15 protein-coding genes are annotated in these 16,321 nt (G+C 69.6%); 4 read left to right on the top strand and 11 right to left on the bottom strand.

Annotation, left to right across the window (positions count from 1 at the left end):
* The coding region (locus HUW62_RS37590; protein WP_217911777.1) for a hypothetical protein at nt 1-1,156 on the top strand (1,156 nt) is incomplete at its 5' end.
* Nucleotides 1,157-1,483: 327 nt separating this feature from the next.
* On the opposite strand, the gene HUW62_RS37585 is transcribed toward HUW62_RS37590, so the two are convergent.
* Together HUW62_RS37585 and HUW62_RS37580 are read right to left on the bottom strand one after the other, a co-directional pair.
* Entirely contained in the window at nt 1,484-1,846 is a 363-nt protein-coding gene (locus HUW62_RS37585) for a hypothetical protein (protein WP_176437153.1), read from the bottom strand.
* 66 nt (nt 1,847-1,912) lie between these two features.
* Nucleotides 1,913-2,803, bottom strand: coding sequence for an SDR family oxidoreductase (locus tag HUW62_RS37580; protein WP_176437152.1), 891 nt, complete (start codon nt 2,801-2,803; stop codon nt 1,913-1,915).
* Between the two features lie 111 nt (nt 2,804-2,914).
* Here HUW62_RS37580 and HUW62_RS37575 point away from each other — a divergent pair, with 111 nt between their 5' ends.
* A complete protein-coding gene (locus tag HUW62_RS37575) occupies nt 2,915-3,808 on the top strand; it encodes a LysR family transcriptional regulator (RefSeq protein ID WP_176437151.1) in 894 nt (297 codons plus the stop codon).
* A 36-nt stretch (nt 3,809-3,844) separates the two neighbouring features.
* Here HUW62_RS37575 and HUW62_RS37570 read toward each other — a convergent pair whose 3' ends face one another.
* From HUW62_RS37570 to HUW62_RS37545, 6 genes are all read right to left on the bottom strand, one after another.
* Nucleotides 3,845-5,182 (bottom strand): di-heme oxidoredictase family protein, encoded by a 1,338-nt coding sequence (locus HUW62_RS37570; RefSeq protein ID WP_176437150.1) that lies wholly within the window; start codon nt 5,180-5,182, stop codon nt 3,845-3,847.
* A gap of 28 nt (nt 5,183-5,210) precedes the next feature.
* Nucleotides 5,211-6,314: an imelysin family protein gene (locus tag HUW62_RS37565; protein ID WP_176437149.1), complete on the bottom strand. Its 1,104-nt coding sequence runs from the start codon at nt 6,312-6,314 to the stop codon at nt 5,211-5,213.
* Between the two features lie 48 nt (nt 6,315-6,362).
* On the bottom strand, nt 6,363-7,883 hold the full coding sequence (locus tag HUW62_RS37560; protein WP_176437148.1) for a hypothetical protein: 1,521 nt from the start codon (nt 7,881-7,883) through the stop codon (nt 6,363-6,365).
* Nucleotides 7,884-8,005: 122 nt separating this feature from the next.
* Nucleotides 8,006-8,923 (bottom strand): DUF3108 domain-containing protein, encoded by a 918-nt coding sequence (locus HUW62_RS37555; protein ID WP_163868384.1) that lies wholly within the window; start codon nt 8,921-8,923, stop codon nt 8,006-8,008.
* 21 nt (nt 8,924-8,944) lie between these two features.
* Nucleotides 8,945-10,636, bottom strand: coding sequence for a DUF4091 domain-containing protein (locus HUW62_RS37550; RefSeq protein ID WP_163868385.1), 1,692 nt, complete (start codon nt 10,634-10,636; stop codon nt 8,945-8,947).
* A gap of 25 nt (nt 10,637-10,661) precedes the next feature.
* On the bottom strand, nt 10,662-11,468 hold the full coding sequence (locus HUW62_RS37545) for a DUF3108 domain-containing protein (protein ID WP_163868386.1): 807 nt from the start codon (nt 11,466-11,468) through the stop codon (nt 10,662-10,664).
* A 323-nt stretch (nt 11,469-11,791) separates the two neighbouring features.
* Here HUW62_RS37545 and HUW62_RS37540 point away from each other — a divergent pair, with 323 nt between their 5' ends.
* The gene (locus HUW62_RS37540; RefSeq protein WP_163868387.1) at nt 11,792-12,004 is read left to right on the top strand and encodes a hypothetical protein; all 213 of its coding nucleotides are present in this window, start codon (nt 11,792-11,794) and stop codon (nt 12,002-12,004) included.
* A 28-nt stretch (nt 12,005-12,032) separates the two neighbouring features.
* Here the strand turns inward: HUW62_RS37540 and HUW62_RS37535 are convergent, their stop codons facing one another.
* Both HUW62_RS37535 and HUW62_RS37530 read right to left on the bottom strand, forming a co-directional pair.
* Complete coding sequence (locus HUW62_RS37535) at nt 12,033-12,704, bottom strand: YggS family pyridoxal phosphate-dependent enzyme (protein ID WP_176437147.1); 672 nt, start codon at nt 12,702-12,704, stop codon at nt 12,033-12,035.
* A 2-nt stretch (nt 12,705-12,706) separates the two neighbouring features.
* Nucleotides 12,707-13,300 (bottom strand): nucleoside triphosphate pyrophosphatase, encoded by a 594-nt coding sequence (locus tag HUW62_RS37530; protein ID WP_176437146.1) that lies wholly within the window; start codon nt 13,298-13,300, stop codon nt 12,707-12,709.
* Between the two features lie 58 nt (nt 13,301-13,358).
* Between HUW62_RS37530 and HUW62_RS37525 the strand changes: the two genes are divergently transcribed.
* Nucleotides 13,359-14,459, top strand: a complete 1,101-nt coding sequence (locus tag HUW62_RS37525; RefSeq protein ID WP_163868390.1) for a sensor domain-containing diguanylate cyclase — start codon at nt 13,359-13,361, stop codon at nt 14,457-14,459.
* A 98-nt stretch (nt 14,460-14,557) separates the two neighbouring features.
* On the opposite strand, the gene HUW62_RS37520 is transcribed toward HUW62_RS37525, so the two are convergent.
* Nucleotides 14,558-16,129 carry a SurA N-terminal domain-containing protein gene (locus HUW62_RS37520; protein WP_176437145.1) on the bottom strand — a complete coding sequence of 524 codons (1,572 nt, stop codon included), beginning with the start codon at nt 16,127-16,129 and terminating at the stop codon, nt 14,558-14,560.
* Nucleotides 16,130-16,321: the final 192 nt, after the last annotated feature.

Genomic DNA, 16,321 nt, shown 5'->3' with positions numbered 1-16,321 from the left:
GCATACGGTGGGCGGCGGCGTGCTGCTGAACGTCCCGCTCTACGGCAACAGCGGGCTGGGGTGGTCCGCGATGACCCGGACGCATGCCGCGGTGGCGGTCTGGGGCGTGGGCAGCGTGTGGCGCAACGGGCGGCTGCTGACGGATACGGCCTTCGTGCACGTGGCGGCGCTGGACGCGGGGGCCTTCGCGGACGACGACACGCACCGGATGCTGCGTCAGGCGCGCGTGGGGGACACGGAGCTGGTGGTGCTCGTGTGGAACCTGCCTCCGGAGGCGGAGCCTCGAGGGTTCATCCAGTTCGTCTTCGAGGACGTGGCCATCAACGTGGATGGGGTGGCGCTGCGCTCGGTGGAGGTGGTGGAGAACACGGGCCACGTGACGGGAGATCCCTACTTGCTGACGCCAGTGCCGGCGAGCGTCTATCCCGGTGTGCCGCCCCTGCTTCCGCCCGCGCCGGTGCAGCCGCAGGCGACGGGAGGCAGCGGGCTGTCGACGACGGCCACGGCGGGCCAGGACGCGTCGCTGGTCATTCCCGCAGGCCCCACGCGGGTGCTGGTGGGCGGGAGTGATGGCCAGGCGGTGACGGAAGGCGGGGTTGCATTGGACACGGGCGCGAATGCCCTCGTGACGCCGCAAGAGCCCGAGGTGACGAGTGGGGTGTCCCCGATTTCGAGCACGCCGAATCCGCCGGTGAACACTTCGACGGTGTTCCCTGGGACGCCCGTATTGAGCCCGGGGTTCACGACGGTGGCGCCGGGGACGGCGGCCCCGAGCGTGAACACGACGACGAGCGTCTTCGGGACTCCGACGAGCCTGTCGACCACGGGCTCGTTCTCCGTGCCGTCGCAGACGGCGCTGCCCAGCTTCGATGCGTTCTCCGGGACGGCGCAGGTGAGCCCGGGCATCATCGGCACCGCGCCGCCGCTGAACGCCGACCCCGCGGCACCGCCCGCGGCGCTGCTGGGGGCTCCCGCGCCGCTCAACTCCGCGTCCGCGCCACCGCTGCTGGGTTCTCCCACGCCACTGAACGCGACGCCGGCCATTGGCCTGCCCGCCACGCCGACGCCCGGCAATGCGGCGTCCGCGACAGGCGTGGGTTCCACCGTGGCGCCAGCGGCGGGGCCGGCGGCACCGGCGGGGACACCGGCGAACTAAGGTGATTCTTCCGAGGCCAGGGCCGCGTGAGTCACGCTCTCGGCCTTGGGAGAGACTGAGGTGATTCTTCCGAGGCCAGGGCCGCGCGAGTCACGCCCTCGGCCTCGGGAGATCATGTGCCGGCGGATGCGGCCACGCCCTTGAGTCGAGGGCCGCGAGACTCTGGCGGGTCGGTCGAATGAAGGGCGACGGTCCGAGGCGTCCGCTCAATGAGTCTCGCGCCTCATGAAGAAGGTTCGCGTGCGGAGCGGTTCTGACGCCGCGCGCGAGCGGGCGCCGGTGGTGTCACCTGGTCGACACTGTCGAGGACGGACGCGCGCGTCCCGCTTAGCGAGCGCGCGAAGGGGGCGTCTGCCGCGCCATCGCGGCGGCCTGGGCCAGCCGCTTGCGGAGCTGGAGTACCAGGTGCTGCAGATAGTCGAGCCGCTCGATGATTCGCGGGTCATCCCCCGCGTTCACCAGGTTCACCGGAGTCAGCGGCCCCGTGCGCAGCGTGCCGAGCAGGTCCGAGAAGTGGGCCTCCACGTCGCCGAGCGCATCCAGCCCTTCCCTCAAGTCGTCCTCGAGCAGATCCACGAGCACGGCCGCGTCGGTGCGGGCGGGGAGGGCACGGGCCAGTCGTTCGGCGGCCACTCGGACCGGGTCGGCCTGGCGCGACAGCACGGGGGCGGCGAGGGCGAGAGGGGGCATGGCCTCGACGCTACAGGCCCGTAGCACTCCGTCAATTTTCCCGCCCCCGCCCTCGGTGCCAGGACTTCAGCGCGCCGCGGCCTTGAGCGTCTCGCGATGGCTCGTCAGGAAGCTCGCCACGCTGGTGGGGGCCTTGCCCGTGAGCTCCGCGACACTTCCGGTCGCCTCGCCCATGAGTCCCCGGGCCACCGCCACGTCGAATGAGGCATAGACCTCAGCCATCGGTGCCGGCAGCCCGTGGGACACCATGCCCGCCTTGAGGCTCTCGGCGTCCACCGGAACGAATTGCACGGGACGACCTGACAGCTCGCCCGCCAGCCGCGCCAGCTCCGCGTGACTCACCGCCGACGGCCCCGTGACTTCCAGCGTGCGCTTGCCATCGAAAGTCGACGTCAGCGCTGCGACGGCGATGCGAGCGCAGTCCTCTCGGGTGACGAATGCCGTCGAGCCCGTGCCGGTGGCGGCCACGAGCTGCCCCGTCGCGATGGCCTGAGGGAGGCTGTGCAGCAGCAGGTCCGCGTAGAGGTTGTTGCGCAGCACGGTGTAGCCCAGCCCGCTCTTGGCCAGTGCCTGCTCCGTCTGCCAGTGGTCCTGCGCGAAGGTGACGGGGGAGCCCGGCTCGGGACGTGTGAGCGACGTGTAGACGACGTGCCGGACACCCGCGCGACGAGCGGCGTCCACGGCGCTCCGGTGCTGGGTGATGCGGCGACCCGGGACATCGAGCGAGTCCGTGCTGATGAGCAGCAGCCGCTCCGCTCCCGCGAAGGCGGCGTCGAGCGACTTCGCGTCATCGAAGTCCGCCTTGCGCACCGTGACGCCGCGAGCCGCGAGGTCCGCGAGCTTCGAGGGCTCCCGGGTGGTGACGATGAGCGAGTCGGGGTGGGATTCCAGGAGCAACTCCACGACGCGACGGCCAAGGTGGCCGGACGCGCCGGTGACGAGCAGGGTGGCGGACATGGGGACTCTCCAGGGCAGCGAGGTGAAATCAGCTTCGGCCCATGGGTTAATCCCCGGACTCCGTCCTGCACAATGCCGTCTCGTGGAGCATACTGTTCCACAGGAGGAACAATGGACCTCAACCAGCTCGCGCTCTTCGTCGCCGTCGCGGAAGGAGCCAGCTTCTCCACCGCCGCGAAGAAGCTGGGCATGCCGAAGTCCTCGGTGAGTCGAGGCATCTCCAGTCTGGAGTCCTCGCTGGGCGTGCAGCTCCTCCACCGCACGACGCGTCGGGTGGCGCTCAGCACCGCGGGGCAGGCGCTGTATGAACGCGTATCTCCCATGCTCGCCTCGCTGAGCAAGTCGGTGGGGGAGTTGCCTGAGTTGGAGGAGGAGCCCTCCGGCGAGCTTCGGCTGACGGCGGTGGTGGATTGGGGCACCACCGTGCTGGCGGAGATCATCACCCGCTTCGTGGCGCGCTACCCGGCGGTGAAGGTGGACCTGCACCTGGACAACCGAGTGGTGGACCTGGTGGCCGAGGGCTTCGACGCCGCGCTCAGGTTGTCCTCCAACACGCTCAAGGACTCGTCCCTGCGCGCCCGTCGACTGGGGCTCTTCTCGCTGCGCCTCTACGGCTCACCTTCGTACCTGGCGCGCCGGGGAACTCCGCGCCATCCGCGCGACCTCGCCAGCCACAGCTGGGTCTCCTTCCGGAGCGCGAAGCCCTTCTCTCTGGTGGGGCCGGGGGAGACGCTGCGCGTCCCGCAGAACGGCTCCATCCTGTGCGACGACATGTTCTTCATGAGGGAGACGCTGCGCCTGGGCGCGGGCATCGGCTTCCTGCCCACGATGCTCGCGGAGCCGGACATCACCGAGGGGCGCCTCGTCCCGGTGCTCCCGAAGTGGAGCATACCCGGGGGAAGCGTGTGGTTCGTCTCCACCGCGGAGCGACACATGCCGCGCAAGGTGGCCGCCTTCCGCGACTTCCTGGTGGAGTCACTGAAGCAGCGCCCCTTGCAACCTTGAGCTGGAGCGCGGCGGACGTCCCACGCCCTCCCGTTGTCAGAGCGAGCCGAGGAACTTCAGCAGCGCGGCGCGGTCCTCGCGGGACAGCGTGCGGAAGCCATCGCGCGCGGTGAGGGCCTCGCCCCCGTGCCACAGCACCGCCTCTTCCAGCGACCGGGCGCGGCCGTCATGCAGGAAGCCGGAGTAGGGCAGCACCGTGTGCGTCAGCCCCAGGCCCCACAGCGCGGGCGTACGCCACTCGGTGCCGGTGGCCGCGCCGTCCGGCCTTCCATCCGCGAGCTCCGGCCCCATGTCGTGCAGCAAGAGGTCCGTGTATGGATGGATGACCTGCGACGCGAGCTCCTCGTAGGTGGACGCGCCCGTTTCGAGCATCTCGCGGTGGCAGGACTCGCAGCCCAGCGAGCCGAACAGCTTCTCGCCGCGTTGGACGACCGGGTCCTCCAGCGCCGTGCGCGCGGGAACGCCGAGCGACTGCGAATAGAAGACAGCGGCCTCGAGGAGCTCGGGCGGGAGCTCGTGCGTCCCGTCGGGCTCCGGGAAGAGGGCGCTGCTGATGCCCATGTCGTTGAAGTACGCCTCGGCGGACTGCTGCAGCAGGTGGGGGCTGTTCGCCTTCCACCCGAAGCGCCCGGGCACGAGCGTGTGCAGCGCCGCGTCCCAGACCTCGTTCATCCGTCCGGAAATGCCGTCACCGTCCCGGTCGTCCGGGTCCTCCAACGCGCGCAGCGTGTCGAGCGGCACGGCTTCCAGCAGCCCCAGCCCGAACACGGGAGGAGGAAGCCGCAGCGACATCAACATGTCCGAAGGCAACGCGGAGCCATCCGACGGGACGATGCTCACTCGCGGCGAGCGCAGCGAGTACGGCGTGCCGTCCGCATGCTGTCCGGTGCGCTCCACCCACGACAGCGTGAGCGAGGCCGGTGGCGTGGTGCCATAGACGGCCTGGTCTCTCACCTGCAATCCCAGGCCGGGGACAGGCACCGCGCCGTGCGGGTGGTCCGGCACGCCGTCGGGAAGGCTCACGCGCACGAGGAGCTGGGTGCGCTGGGCCGTCGGGCCCATCACCGGCATGCCTCGCCCGTTGCGAAGATGACAGCCGTTGCAGGAGACGTTGTTGTACGTCGGACCGAGCCCTGGATTCACCCGCGAGGGCGCCGGGACGAAGATGGCCGCGAAGGCCGCGTCGCCGTCCCGGTGCAGCCGGTCGTACTCAGGTCGCAGATTGGCCGCGGGCTGGGCGAACGCCAGCGACGTGCGGTTGTCGACGGTGGTGGCCCCGCCCGCCCTCGGCGGAGCGAAAGGCACCTGGGGTGCCTCCTCTCCGCATCCAGCGGTCCACAACAGCAGGGCTCCCATCATCAAAGCACGTCGCATGGCGCTCACCTTCACTCGCTACCCTACGTTACTTCGTCACGAGGGGCAGCACCTCACCCTGGAAGGTGTCGTGCAGGGTGCGGATGGCCTCCTGGGCCGCCGCGATCTTGGGACGCTCCGCCTCGTTCCTGATGGACTCGCGGAACGGCTCCGCGACGGCGCCCAGGGCGCTGATGGACGCGGCGATCTGCTGGCGGATTTTCACGTCGAGCGCGCTGTCCACGCCCACCACGTCGCGCAGCGACGAGCCCGTCTTCGTCTCACCCTGCAGGTGGCCCAGGTAGGCGTTCTCCACGCTGCGGACGTTGTTGGCGAAGTCCTCCAGCGAGTTGTACGCGAATTGGCTCTCCACCACGTCCGGATCCCGAGTGGTGTAGGGGTCGGCGATCTTCCCGTTGGCGACCTCGTCGAGAATCGTGGTGATGCCGCCCACCATCTCCTGCGCGGCGGCCTGCACGGACGGGTACGCGGTGTTGCCCGACTGGCCCGCGGTCGCCAGCGTGTCGCGGAACGGCGGGTTGCCGCCCAGCGACTCGGCCCACGAGCCGTGCAGCGCCTGGCCCACGGACTTCAGCTCCGCGGACAGCGCCTTCATGTACTCGAGCTCACGCGCCGTGAGCTGGTCCACCGTCTTCGTGCCGCCGCTGTTGCCGAAGATGATGTACTCCAGCGTGTGGAAGCCCTTCTGCTCGTTCGCGAGGTTGCTCACGTACTGCTGCGTGAGGGCGTCGTTGCTGGCCAGCACCGCGTCCAGCTCCGTGTGGCTCACCGGCCAGCTGTCCAGCGCCGGGTCATAGCCGAAGCTGTCCACGGGACCGAACAGGAAGCCCTCGCTCTGCTCCCAAGGGATGCGTGACGCGCGCCACGCCGCCCGGGCCGCCGTCAGCTTGTCCGCCGTGGGCGCCGCCGCCAGCGCGACACAGGCCGCGTCCATCTCGGTCAACCGCGTGGCCAGCCGCGCGTAGGTCGGCACCACGACCTTGTCCGCGAACGTGACGACGAGCTCCTGGGTGACCCTGGAGTCGTCCTCGGTGGGGTTGTTGTCGTCGTCGCCGCAGGCACCGAGGAACAGCGCGCTGGACAGGAGCGCCGGCGCGAGCGCCAGGCGGAGGGATAGGGACATACGCTTCATGACGGACCTTTCGTTGGGGGTAGGAGACGCCGGCAACTCGGGCCGACGTCAGTAGTTGAAGCCAGTGGCGAAGCGCAGGGTGTTCTCCGGCCGGAAGTCGGAGGAGCCCAGGCGGCGATGCCCGAAGTCGAGCTTCGCGAACGCCACGTTCATCAGGTTGTAGGCCATGCCCACCGTGTAGACGGAGCGGCGGAAGCGAGGGTTGTCGTACAGCTCCTCGCGAGGCTTGAACTGCGTGTCCGCGTAGTCGTAGCGGACGAACGGGAAGAGGTGGTGCGAGTCGCTCAGCCCCACCACCGGGGCGATGTCGTAGCCAAGCTCGCCCCATACGGCCAACGCGTTGTCGGACACCGGCGTGCGCATCACGCCCAGCAGGTTGGACAGGCGCGCGTTGCGCTGCGAGACGAGCTCCGCGTTCTTCAGGTGGCCGTACATCACCAGCGCCTTCGCGCTCCACGGGCCCTTGCGCACGGAGAGGTGCGCGTCCAGGAGCGTCAGCGGCGCGGACACGTAGCCGCACGGCGCCACCTCCCGGTCGTTCGCCTCCTCGCAGGTCTTCACCAGGTCCGGCTTGGGACGGTTGCGCGTGGTGTCGCCGCGATAGGCGGACACGCCGAAGGTGAAACCGTCGAAGTGGGTGACGTCCGCCCGGAAGACGAGCGCCATGTCAGTGGCCCTCTGCACCTCGAAGCGGCGCTGGTGTCCACCCACCGCCCAGAGCTGCGAGCTGAAGCCGGTGGAGTCCAGGCCGTTCACCAGCTGTCCGGTGAGCCGCAGCCCCCAGGGGAACTTGTAGCGCAGGCGCAGGCCCATCTCGTCCCAGGTGTTGGGGATGATGGCCGTCTCCGCCTCGTCGCGGTTGGTGCCCAGATAGTCGGTGGGGCGCGAGAACTCACTCAGCGTGCCCACCGCGACGTAGAAGCGGCCCACCGCGAGCGCGGCGTTCTGGCCCAGCTTCTTGGAGAGGAACATCTCCTCGACGAGGATTTCGCCGCCCTTGTCCAGCTCCTGATCGAACTCGCCGAACTCCTCGTACTCCAGCTCCATCGCGGAGCCGGTGCCGCCGTGCTCGAACTCGACCTCGACCTCCGCCTCCAGGCCGTAGTCGGGCAGTCCGCCCTTCACTTCAATCACGAAGCGGTTGGTGTCGAACTCGATGCGCGAGTCGCGCTGTGCGCCGCCCACCCGGTTCTGGTTCAGCCCGTAGTTGAAGTACGCGAACTGCAACTCACCATAGGCCGTGACGTAGACGTCGATCTTGGGACGCGAAGGCCCCAGGGGCGGAGCAGGTATCGGCGCGGTGGGAACCGCCGGAGCGGGCTCCGCGACGACGGGAGCAGGCTGCGCGGGAACGGGCTCTGCCTGGGGCGCGGAAGGCTGCTCCACGGCGGGCCCGGCCTCGGGCGCGGTGGGCGCGGAAGGCGGCTCCACGGCGGGTTCGGCCTGAGGTGCTGGGGGCGTCGCCTGGGGGCCGGCCGGAGTTTCGGCCCGGGCCACCGTGGCGGAGAGCAGCAGGGTGGAACAGAGCAGCAGGGAGGAGCTACGGACGAAGCAAGAGCGTGGGCGCATCGGAGCGGCGCGCACCCTACGCTCCAGATTTTGATTTTGCAAACCAGAATCAATTTGTGTTCAACACGAAAGGCCCGGGAATACCGCCCACCGGGCCTCTCGCAAGGGACTTCAGTCCCTCGTCACCACTTCATCTCTTCCTTGCCGGGGCCGGCCTCCTGGCGCTTCTCACCAGGGCGGCTGACGGAGGTGAGGGTGGCGCGCACGGCGCCCAGGTCCAGGGTGCCCACGGCGGCCAGGGGCAGGCGGCGCGCGTCGTCGGAGAGCCAGACGTGGACTTCGCGCTTCTGCTTGGGGCGGTCCAACCGGATGGCGGTGCCCTGCAGGTGCCACGCGGTGAACTGGCCCAGCGGCGTCGTCACCTGCTCCTTCTTGAGGACCTGTCCCTGCATGCGCCACAGCCGGCGCACGCCGTACACGTCGAAGCAGACGGACATGTTCTCCTCGAGCGGGAGCTGGCGCAGCAGGTAGATGGAGCCCGCGACGTCCAGGCCGTCCTTGTCGTAGGTGTAGTTGTACTGGCCCTTGGCGCGCTGGCCGATCTGATAGTCCACCTTGATGGCGCGGTCCTTGTGGGTGAAGGCGACCTCCACCTTGCGGCGCATCTCGTTCTCCGTGGCGTCCTCCACGTAGCGCTTGGGGCGCAGCGTCTTGGGGTTCAGCCAGGTGGTGGCGCTGCCCCGGACGCGGCGGACCTTGGAGAAGAAGGAGTTGGTCTGCGCCTCGGCGACCACGGGAATCTGCCCGTCCTGCTGCTTCTGGACGCGCAGGGTCATCGTCCCCGCCTGCGCGCCCATGGCGTCCAGGTCGAACTCGAGCACCTCGCCGGGCATGAAGGCGAGCGGCATGCGCAGCGCGGGCAGCGCCTGGGCGCAGGGCTCCACGGTGATGGGGGGCTCTTCGGGTGTCGCCGTCGCGCTCGCTTCAGCGGGCTTGTCGGCTTCGGGCTTGTCGGCCTCCGTGTCCGGAAGCTGGGCCCAGGCGGTGCCGCCGGAGGACAGCATCAGGCAGGCCGCGAGGAGGGTGCGCAGGGAGCTCATCCTTCTTCCTTCCACAAGTGACTACGGGGTGCTCTTGGGCGTGTGACGGCCCGGACGCTTCGCAAATTCGGACGTGGACCATCGCTGTCGGAGCCGGGCAGTCACGACCTGGCGGACCAGGGCCCATTCTCGCGCATCCCGGCGGATGTCCCAACCGGTGCGCACCAGGTGACGTGCCGCGTCTCGGGCGAACGCCGGGTCTCCCAGCTCGGAGAGGAGCCGGAGGTACTCGAAGTCCTCCAGGCCGTCTCGCAGGTGCTTGAGGCGGAGCGACTGCACCGGGTGGTGTCCGGAATCTCCCAGGCGGCCGGGCGTGCCTGGATAGAAGAGCGTCCCGTCGCCGTTGCCGCCGAACTCCAGGAGGTCCTTCCAGGGGTCCTTCTTCGTGTTGTAGGCGAAGACGGTGTCGAAATAGAGCTCGCCGTCCACGCCACTGGCGAACGCCAGCGGGCCCATGGCCCGGTTGAGCGGGGCGGGGTGGTCCACCATGTACGAGGCCCAGCCGCTGTAGGCCCGCTCCTGCGCGGGGTCCGGAGCGGGGCCGCCGTTGCACCCGTGGGAATTACAACTCTGATACCACCACACCTGGGTGGCGGCGGGCAGCTTCGCGCGCAGCTCCGCCAACTCATGCACGGCCGGGCAGGTGGCGGGGCCGGAGCGGGGATGGAAGCAGTTGAGCGTGGGCGCGAGGATGTCCGCGGCCGGCGCGAGCGTGTCGTCGAACGGGCTGGTGATGAGCACCCGGCTGCCTCCCGCGGCGCGCACCCGACGCGACTGCGCCAGCACCAGGGGCACGTCCTCGGGCTTCGGCTCGTCCTTGGCGTAGAAGAAGAGCTGCGCGGGCCAGCCCTTCTGGCGGAAGTGCTCGGCGAAGGCGCGGTAGTACGCCACCTTCTCCTCCTCGGTGACGGCCTGCTTGTTGTCGCGCACCTCGGCGGTGGTGAAGCGGGCGCCGGAGGAGAGCAGGGTGCCTTCGAGGAAGGGCGCCATCTCCGCGTCGTACTCGCTCCAGTCGAGGACGGCCTTGCCCTCCTCGAAGCGCACGGGAGGCGGCGTCATGCTCATGCCGTGCGCGCTCACCCGGTGCTCCAGGAGGACGCGTGCGTACGCGCGCAGCAGCTCGCGCGCCTCCGGTGAGGCGGGGGCGAGCCCGTGTCCCCGGGCGATGCTGTAGAGGGAGATGCCGAAGCTGGTGGGCAGCGAGGACGTCGCCGGCAGCACGAAGGGCTGCACGTCCACCGTGAAGGGCACCGCGACGTGCTCCACCTTGTTGAAGCGCGCGCGCAGCGTGCCCCGGTAGGTGCCCGGTGACTGGCTCTCCGGCGCGCACACCTCCACGTAGAGGACGGCGGGCAGGCTCCGGGCCTTCTCGGAGACGGGCGCGCTCAGCGGCAGCAGCGCATCGGGCCACGGGCCCTGGGCGCCCTCGCTGTTGGAGGCGAGGTGGACGTGGAGATAGCCCTCGCGCCAGAGGGACGCGCTCAGCGCTTCCCCCGGGCCGCCGAGGAACAGGGGCGTCACCTTGAGTTGCTGGACGGTGCCGGGCAGCACCACCTGCACGCCTTCGCATTCACCGCGCGCGACGCTCAGGCGGGCCTGGGGCCTGCCCTGGAGCGCGGCACCGGGCCGCACCTTCACCAGGGGAGACACCACCATTGGCTCCGGTGTGGCGGTCATCGCCGCCAGCACCACCCACGCCCAGCCCGCGCCCATCCGCTCCCGTCACTCTCCAGCGGTGCTATCCACCGCTCTCCGCGCTCGCCACCGCCATGGTGCGCCCGGGCTGGTAGTCGGTGATTTCCGCCACCACCGTGCCCAGCGCGAACTCCGCCTCCACCCGCACCGGGACGTGCCTCGCGTCCGCGGTGAAGTAGACGAACATGTCCCGCTTCGACGTCAGGCTGCCGCCGAACTCCGCCTGCACCCGCGTCTTGAAGACCTCCTGGGTGCCCAGCTCCGTCTTCATCGTCTCGCGCGACTCCACCTTGGCGCGCATGGTGAAGCTCTTGCTGCCGGTGAACACCGGGTAGGAGTACTCGCCGCCCACCGCCAGTTCCCGGTTGCGCAGCGCGAAGGTGGCGCCCGTCACGTCCAGCGTCCCCTCCACGACTTCGGCGGTGGACTCGCGCGGCGCCTCGCCTTCCTTCTGCTTGACGACGAAGACGCTCTTGCCATCCGCCTGCAGCTTGATGCGCTGGCGGCGGCGCTTGCCGTTCTCGTCCGCGTGCAAGTCACTGCCGACGACGGACTGCGTCCCTGCCTTCCAGTACGACACGAACTTGTCCTTGATGGGCCACACGCCGATGAGCGCGTCGGAGCGAGCCACCGCGACGATGGGCCACACGTCCTCGCCCCACTGCTTCATGGGAGAGCCCACCGTCACCTGCGCGGTGCCCGCTGTCACGCCGAGGTACTTCACGCGATACTGTGCCTGTTCACCGGGGCCGAACGCCGCGTTCGCGGAGGGCTCCTGAGCCAGGGCCGATGCCGACCAGACCAGGCCCGCCAGCATCGCCGCGAAACCCCAATTGGACTGCGCACGCATCGGTTGAGCTCCATCGCTTGGAAGTTAAGTAGCCTGCCTGCTACCTGCCAGGCCCTGCCCCCGAACCATTCCCGCCACTCCACATTTCCATGGACGTGCCCGTCCCTCGGGCATTCAACGGACGCTCGTTCCCTCGCCGTGGGGGCGACGCCAGGGCCGAACGGGGACGCAGTCTCGCACGTGAGGGCCCCTTGGCGCCTCCGCGGGGGCCAGGCCCGGCCGCCCTCCAGCGAACCGGGCATGTCCACCGGCCGACACCGCTGCTAGCCTTCCGGCCCGGCGCCCGCAGCCAGGCGGCGCCTTGCCTCGGAGGCACGGAAGACATGTCCGGCAACTATGACTTCGACGATGACGACATCAAGGAGTCGTCCAAGGGCGGCGGCAAGAACAAGGAGTTCGACTGCCCCGGCTGCGACGCCAACAACCCCGTGCCTGACGGCTTCGGAGACGGTGACGAGCTGCGCTGCAACTACTGCGGCTGCGAGTACAATGTCCGCGTCAGCGCGGAAGGCCGCGTGAAGTTCAAGGAGATCTGAGGCCGCCAGCGAGCGAGCCCGGTCGTCCTCAGGTCCGCTCGCCGAAGATGGCGGTGCCCACGCGCACCCGCGTCGCGCCTGCCTCGATGGCCAGCTCGAAGTCATGCGTGGTGCCCATGGACAGCTCGGGCAGCGCGTGGCTTCGCGCCAGTTCGCGCAGCGCCTGGAAGTAGCCGCGCGCGCGGGCCTCGTCGTCGGTGGGCGGGGGCAGGGACATCAGCCCCACCAGCCGCAGGCCCGGCAGCTCGCGCGCCTGGGCCAGGAAGTCGGGCAGCGCCGAGGGCTCCAGGCCGGACTTGGTGGCCTCGCCGCCCACGTTGACCTCGACGAAGCAGGGCAGGGGCCCGGCTCCCTCGCGGCGCTTGGACAGCTCGCGCGCCACTTCCAGCCGGTCCAACGCGTGGAAGGTGCTGGCCACCTTGGCCACGTACTTCACCTTGTTGGTCTGCAGCGGGCCGATGGCGTGCCAGCGCAGTCCCTCCAGGTCCGCCAGCTCCACGGCTTTGTCCCGCAGCTCCTGCGCGTAGTTCTCCCCGAAGTCGCGCTGACCCGCGGCGTAGGCCTCGCGGATCATCGCCGCGGGCTTCAGCTTGGAGACCGCCACCAGCGTCACCGACTCCACGGGGCGCCCCGCGCGAGCACACGCGGCGGCCACCCGCGCTCGCACCGCCTCCAGTCGCTCCGCGAGGTCAGCGCCCATGGTCAGCGCTTCCAGGCCAGGGGCACGCCGGCGCGCTCCAGCAGCGCGAGCGTCTCCCCGAGCGGCAGGCCGACGACGTTGGTGGGGCTTCCGTCCACGGAGGCGACGAGGAAGCCGCCCTTGCCCTGGATGGCGTAGGCGCCAGCCCGGTCCACCGGCTCGCCGGTGCCGACGTACCAGGCAATCTCGGCCGCGCTCAGCTCCCGGAAGGTGACGCGCGTGCGCACCACGAGTGCCTCCTCATGACGTCCCGCGAGCGCGACGCCGGTGTGGACGTCGTGCGTCTTCCCGGACAGGCGGCCGAGCATGGCGCGGGCCTCGGCCGGGTCCTGGGGCTTGCCCAAGAGCTCCGAGCCCAGGGCCACGGTGGTATCCGCGGCCAGCACCCAGGCGCCAGGGTAGCGGGAGGCCACGACGGCGGCCTTCTCGCGCGCCAGGCGGAGGACATAGGGGCCTGCCTCCTCGCCAGGGCGGGGTGTCTCGTCGATGTCCGCCGCGGAGACGGTAAAAGTGAGACCCAGTTGCGACAGGAAGTCCTTGCGCCGGGGAGAACCCGAGGCCAGGACGAGCAACGTTTGATCAGCGTGCGTGTGCATGTTACGGCTCCAGGCGTCGCGTCCTTAGCAGACCTGCGCCTCGGAGTGGACTCTACGGATGAATCCCGCGGACCTCCTGTCGGCCATGAAGCGGACAGTGGAACAACTGGCCGCCTTCAACGAGATGGCGAAGGCGTTGACGTCCACGCTGGAGCTGCGCGAGGTGCTCGCGCTCGTCATGCAGAAGGTCAGCAGCCTGCTGCTGCCCCGGAACTGGTCCCTCATCCTCCAGGATGAGCGCACCGGGAAGCTCTACTTCGAAATCGCGGTGGGAGAGGGAGCGGGCGTCCTCAAGGGCCTGCAGCTCAACCCCGGCGAGGGCATCGCCGGCGCCGTCTTCTCCTCGGGTGTGGCCCGGCTCGTCCACGACGTGGGGGGAGACCCCAGCTTCTCGCCCCGCTTCGACGAGGCCTCCGCCTTCCACACCCGCTCCATCCTCGCCGTGCCCCTGTTGTCCAGGGGACACGTGCTGGGCGTCATCGAACTGGTCAACGGCCCCACGGACCCGCCGTTCTCCAACGACGACCTCACCACCCTCACCGCCATCGCCGACTACGCGGCCATCGCGATTGAGAACGCGCGCAACTTCCGCCGGGTGCAGGAGCTCACGATCACCGACGAGCACACCGGCTGCTACAACGCCCGGCACCTGCGCGCGCTGCTCGACACGGAGGTGAAGCGCTCAGCGCGCTTCCGCCACCCGCTGTCGCTCGTCTTCCTGGACCTGGACCACTTCAAGAGCGTCAACGACCGGCACGGGCACCTGATGGGCAGCGCCACGCTGAAGGAGGTGGGCGACCTGCTCATGGCCCTGGGGCGCAACGGCCTGGACGCCGTCTTCCGCTATGGGGGAGACGAGTTCGCCATCCTCCTGGTGGAGACCGACCAGGACGGCGCGGCCCTCATCGCCCAGCGCATCTGCGAGGCGTTCCGAGGGCGCTCCTTCCTCCAGGAGCACGGCCTGGACGTGCGCGTCACCGCCAGCGTGGGCGTGGCCACCTTCCCGGACCACGCCACCTCCGCGTTGGACCTCATCCGCTCGGCGGACTTCGCCATGTACGGGGCCAAGGCCCGGGGCCGGGACGCCATCTGCGTCGCCGAGTCCACCCCGCCCGACAACGGCAACGGCGGCCACGGCTCCGACTTCCCGGCGCGCTGAAGCTCAAGTGAACGAGCAGCACCCCGCAAAGGCCGAGGGCCGGGGAGGGGAACACCCTCGGCCCGGCCCTCGTGGGACTGCGTCGTACAGGAAGACGACTACCCGGCGCCCACCACCGAGTCGATGGCCTCGGTGTTCGTCACGACGTCGCCGTTCTTCTTCAGCGCCTTGAGGAAGGACTCCGTCACTTCAATCTGCTTGGCCTGCTGCGCCTGGGCGCGCAGGGTGTCCTTCTTCGCCTCGAAGCCCGCGGCGTCCGGCTTCTGGCGCTCCACCACCTGCGCCACCACGAAGCCCTCGCCCACGGGGAACGCCTCACCCAGCACCTGGGGACCGGTGGTCGCGAAGGCCGCCTTCACCAGCGCGGGGGAGGGACCCAGGTGCGGCACGGCCTCACCCTCGGCGGTGAAGCTGTCCGTCTCCACGGCCTCCGGACGCGTCTCCGTCTCGAAGCGCAGCAGCGCGGGCTGCTCCTTCTCCGGCGGGAACAGCTCCTTCAGCGTCTTGCCGCCCTGCACGGTGGCCAGCGCCTTCTCGGCCTCCGCCTTCGCCAGGTCCTTGGCGCGCTCCTGCTTGTAGAGCGTGGTGGCGATCTCGTCCGAGACCTCCTCCAGCTTCTTGTCCTGGGCGGGCTGCTTCTCCTCCACCTTCACCAGGTGCACGCCGAACTTCGTCTCCACCGGCTGCGTGACGCCGCCCGCGGTGAGCGCGAACGCCGCGTCCGCCAGCGCCGGCTCCCAGCTGCCACGCTCCACCCAGCCCAGGTCTCCGCCGCGCGCCTTGCTGCCGGGGTCCTCGCTGCTCTCGCGGGCCACGGTGGCGAAGTCCTTGCCGCCGTCGATCTCCTTCTTGAGCGCCTCCGCCTTCTTGAGCGCCTCCGCCTTCTGCTCGGGGGTGGCCTCCAGGGGCAGCTTCACCAGCACCTGGCGGGCGCGGATGCGCTCCGGCTGCTGGTACACGAAGCGGTTGGCCTCGTAGTAGTCCTTCATCTCCTTCTCGTGCGCCTTCTTCCAGTCCGCGAGCTGCGCGGGCGTGGGGGCCGGCACCTTGTCCGCGAACATGGTGGGCAGGAAGCGCGCGAAGACGAGCTTGGCCTGGTTGCCGTCCTTCTCGTAGCGGGCCCGGACCTCGTCATCGGAGACGACCGCGTTGGCGCGGACGACCTCAATCATCTTCTGCGCGGCCAACTGGCGGCGCAGCTCGGTCTCGAACTCCTGGGGCGTCTTCCGATAGAAGTCGCGCAGGACTTGCTGGTAGCGCGCGAAGTCGAACCCGCCCTCCTTGGCGTGGAAGTCCGTGTTCTGGTGGATGAGCTTGCGCAGCTCCTCATCGGACGGGTTGATGCCACGCTGCTCGGCCGCCTGGGCCAGGAGCTCCGTGTTCACCAACCTGTCCATCACCTGGTTGTGCATGCCGAACTGCCGGGCCACGGACTCGGGGATGGGGCTGCCCTGCGATCGCAGGAAGCTCATCTGCCGGGCCCAGGCCGTGGCGAAGTCGCGCAGCGGGATTTCCTTGCCGTTCACCTTGGCCACCGAGCCTGGAGCCGTGGTGGCGGGTCCAGAGGCGCCGAAGCCGGAGCTGCCCGGCCCGAACGAAAGCGTGAACACCACCGCGATGCCGATGATGAACAGCAGGGAAAAGACCTTCCGGGGGTTCAGACCGTCCATTGTCGTCACTTCGAGAGCAAACGCGCCGAGAAAAGTCGTGCGGAAGGACTCGCGACGCGGTGTTGTTGGTAGCCCGGCCGAAGGGTGGTTGACCTGCGGCCACCCCCGTCACAGGGCCTTGACTGCCTAGGACACTGCACCGGAAAATGCAAGCGATTTAGAGAGTTTAGCGCCGACCCCCACCCTCCGCAC

It is taken from the genome of Myxococcus sp. AM011 (genome assembly GCF_013372595.1).
In the GTDB taxonomy this organism is placed as follows: Bacteria; Myxococcota; Myxococcia; order Myxococcales; family Myxococcaceae; genus Myxococcus; species Myxococcus eversor.
The sequence above is the reverse complement of the archived record's forward strand: the minus strand, read 5'-3'. Positions and strand labels throughout refer to the sequence as shown.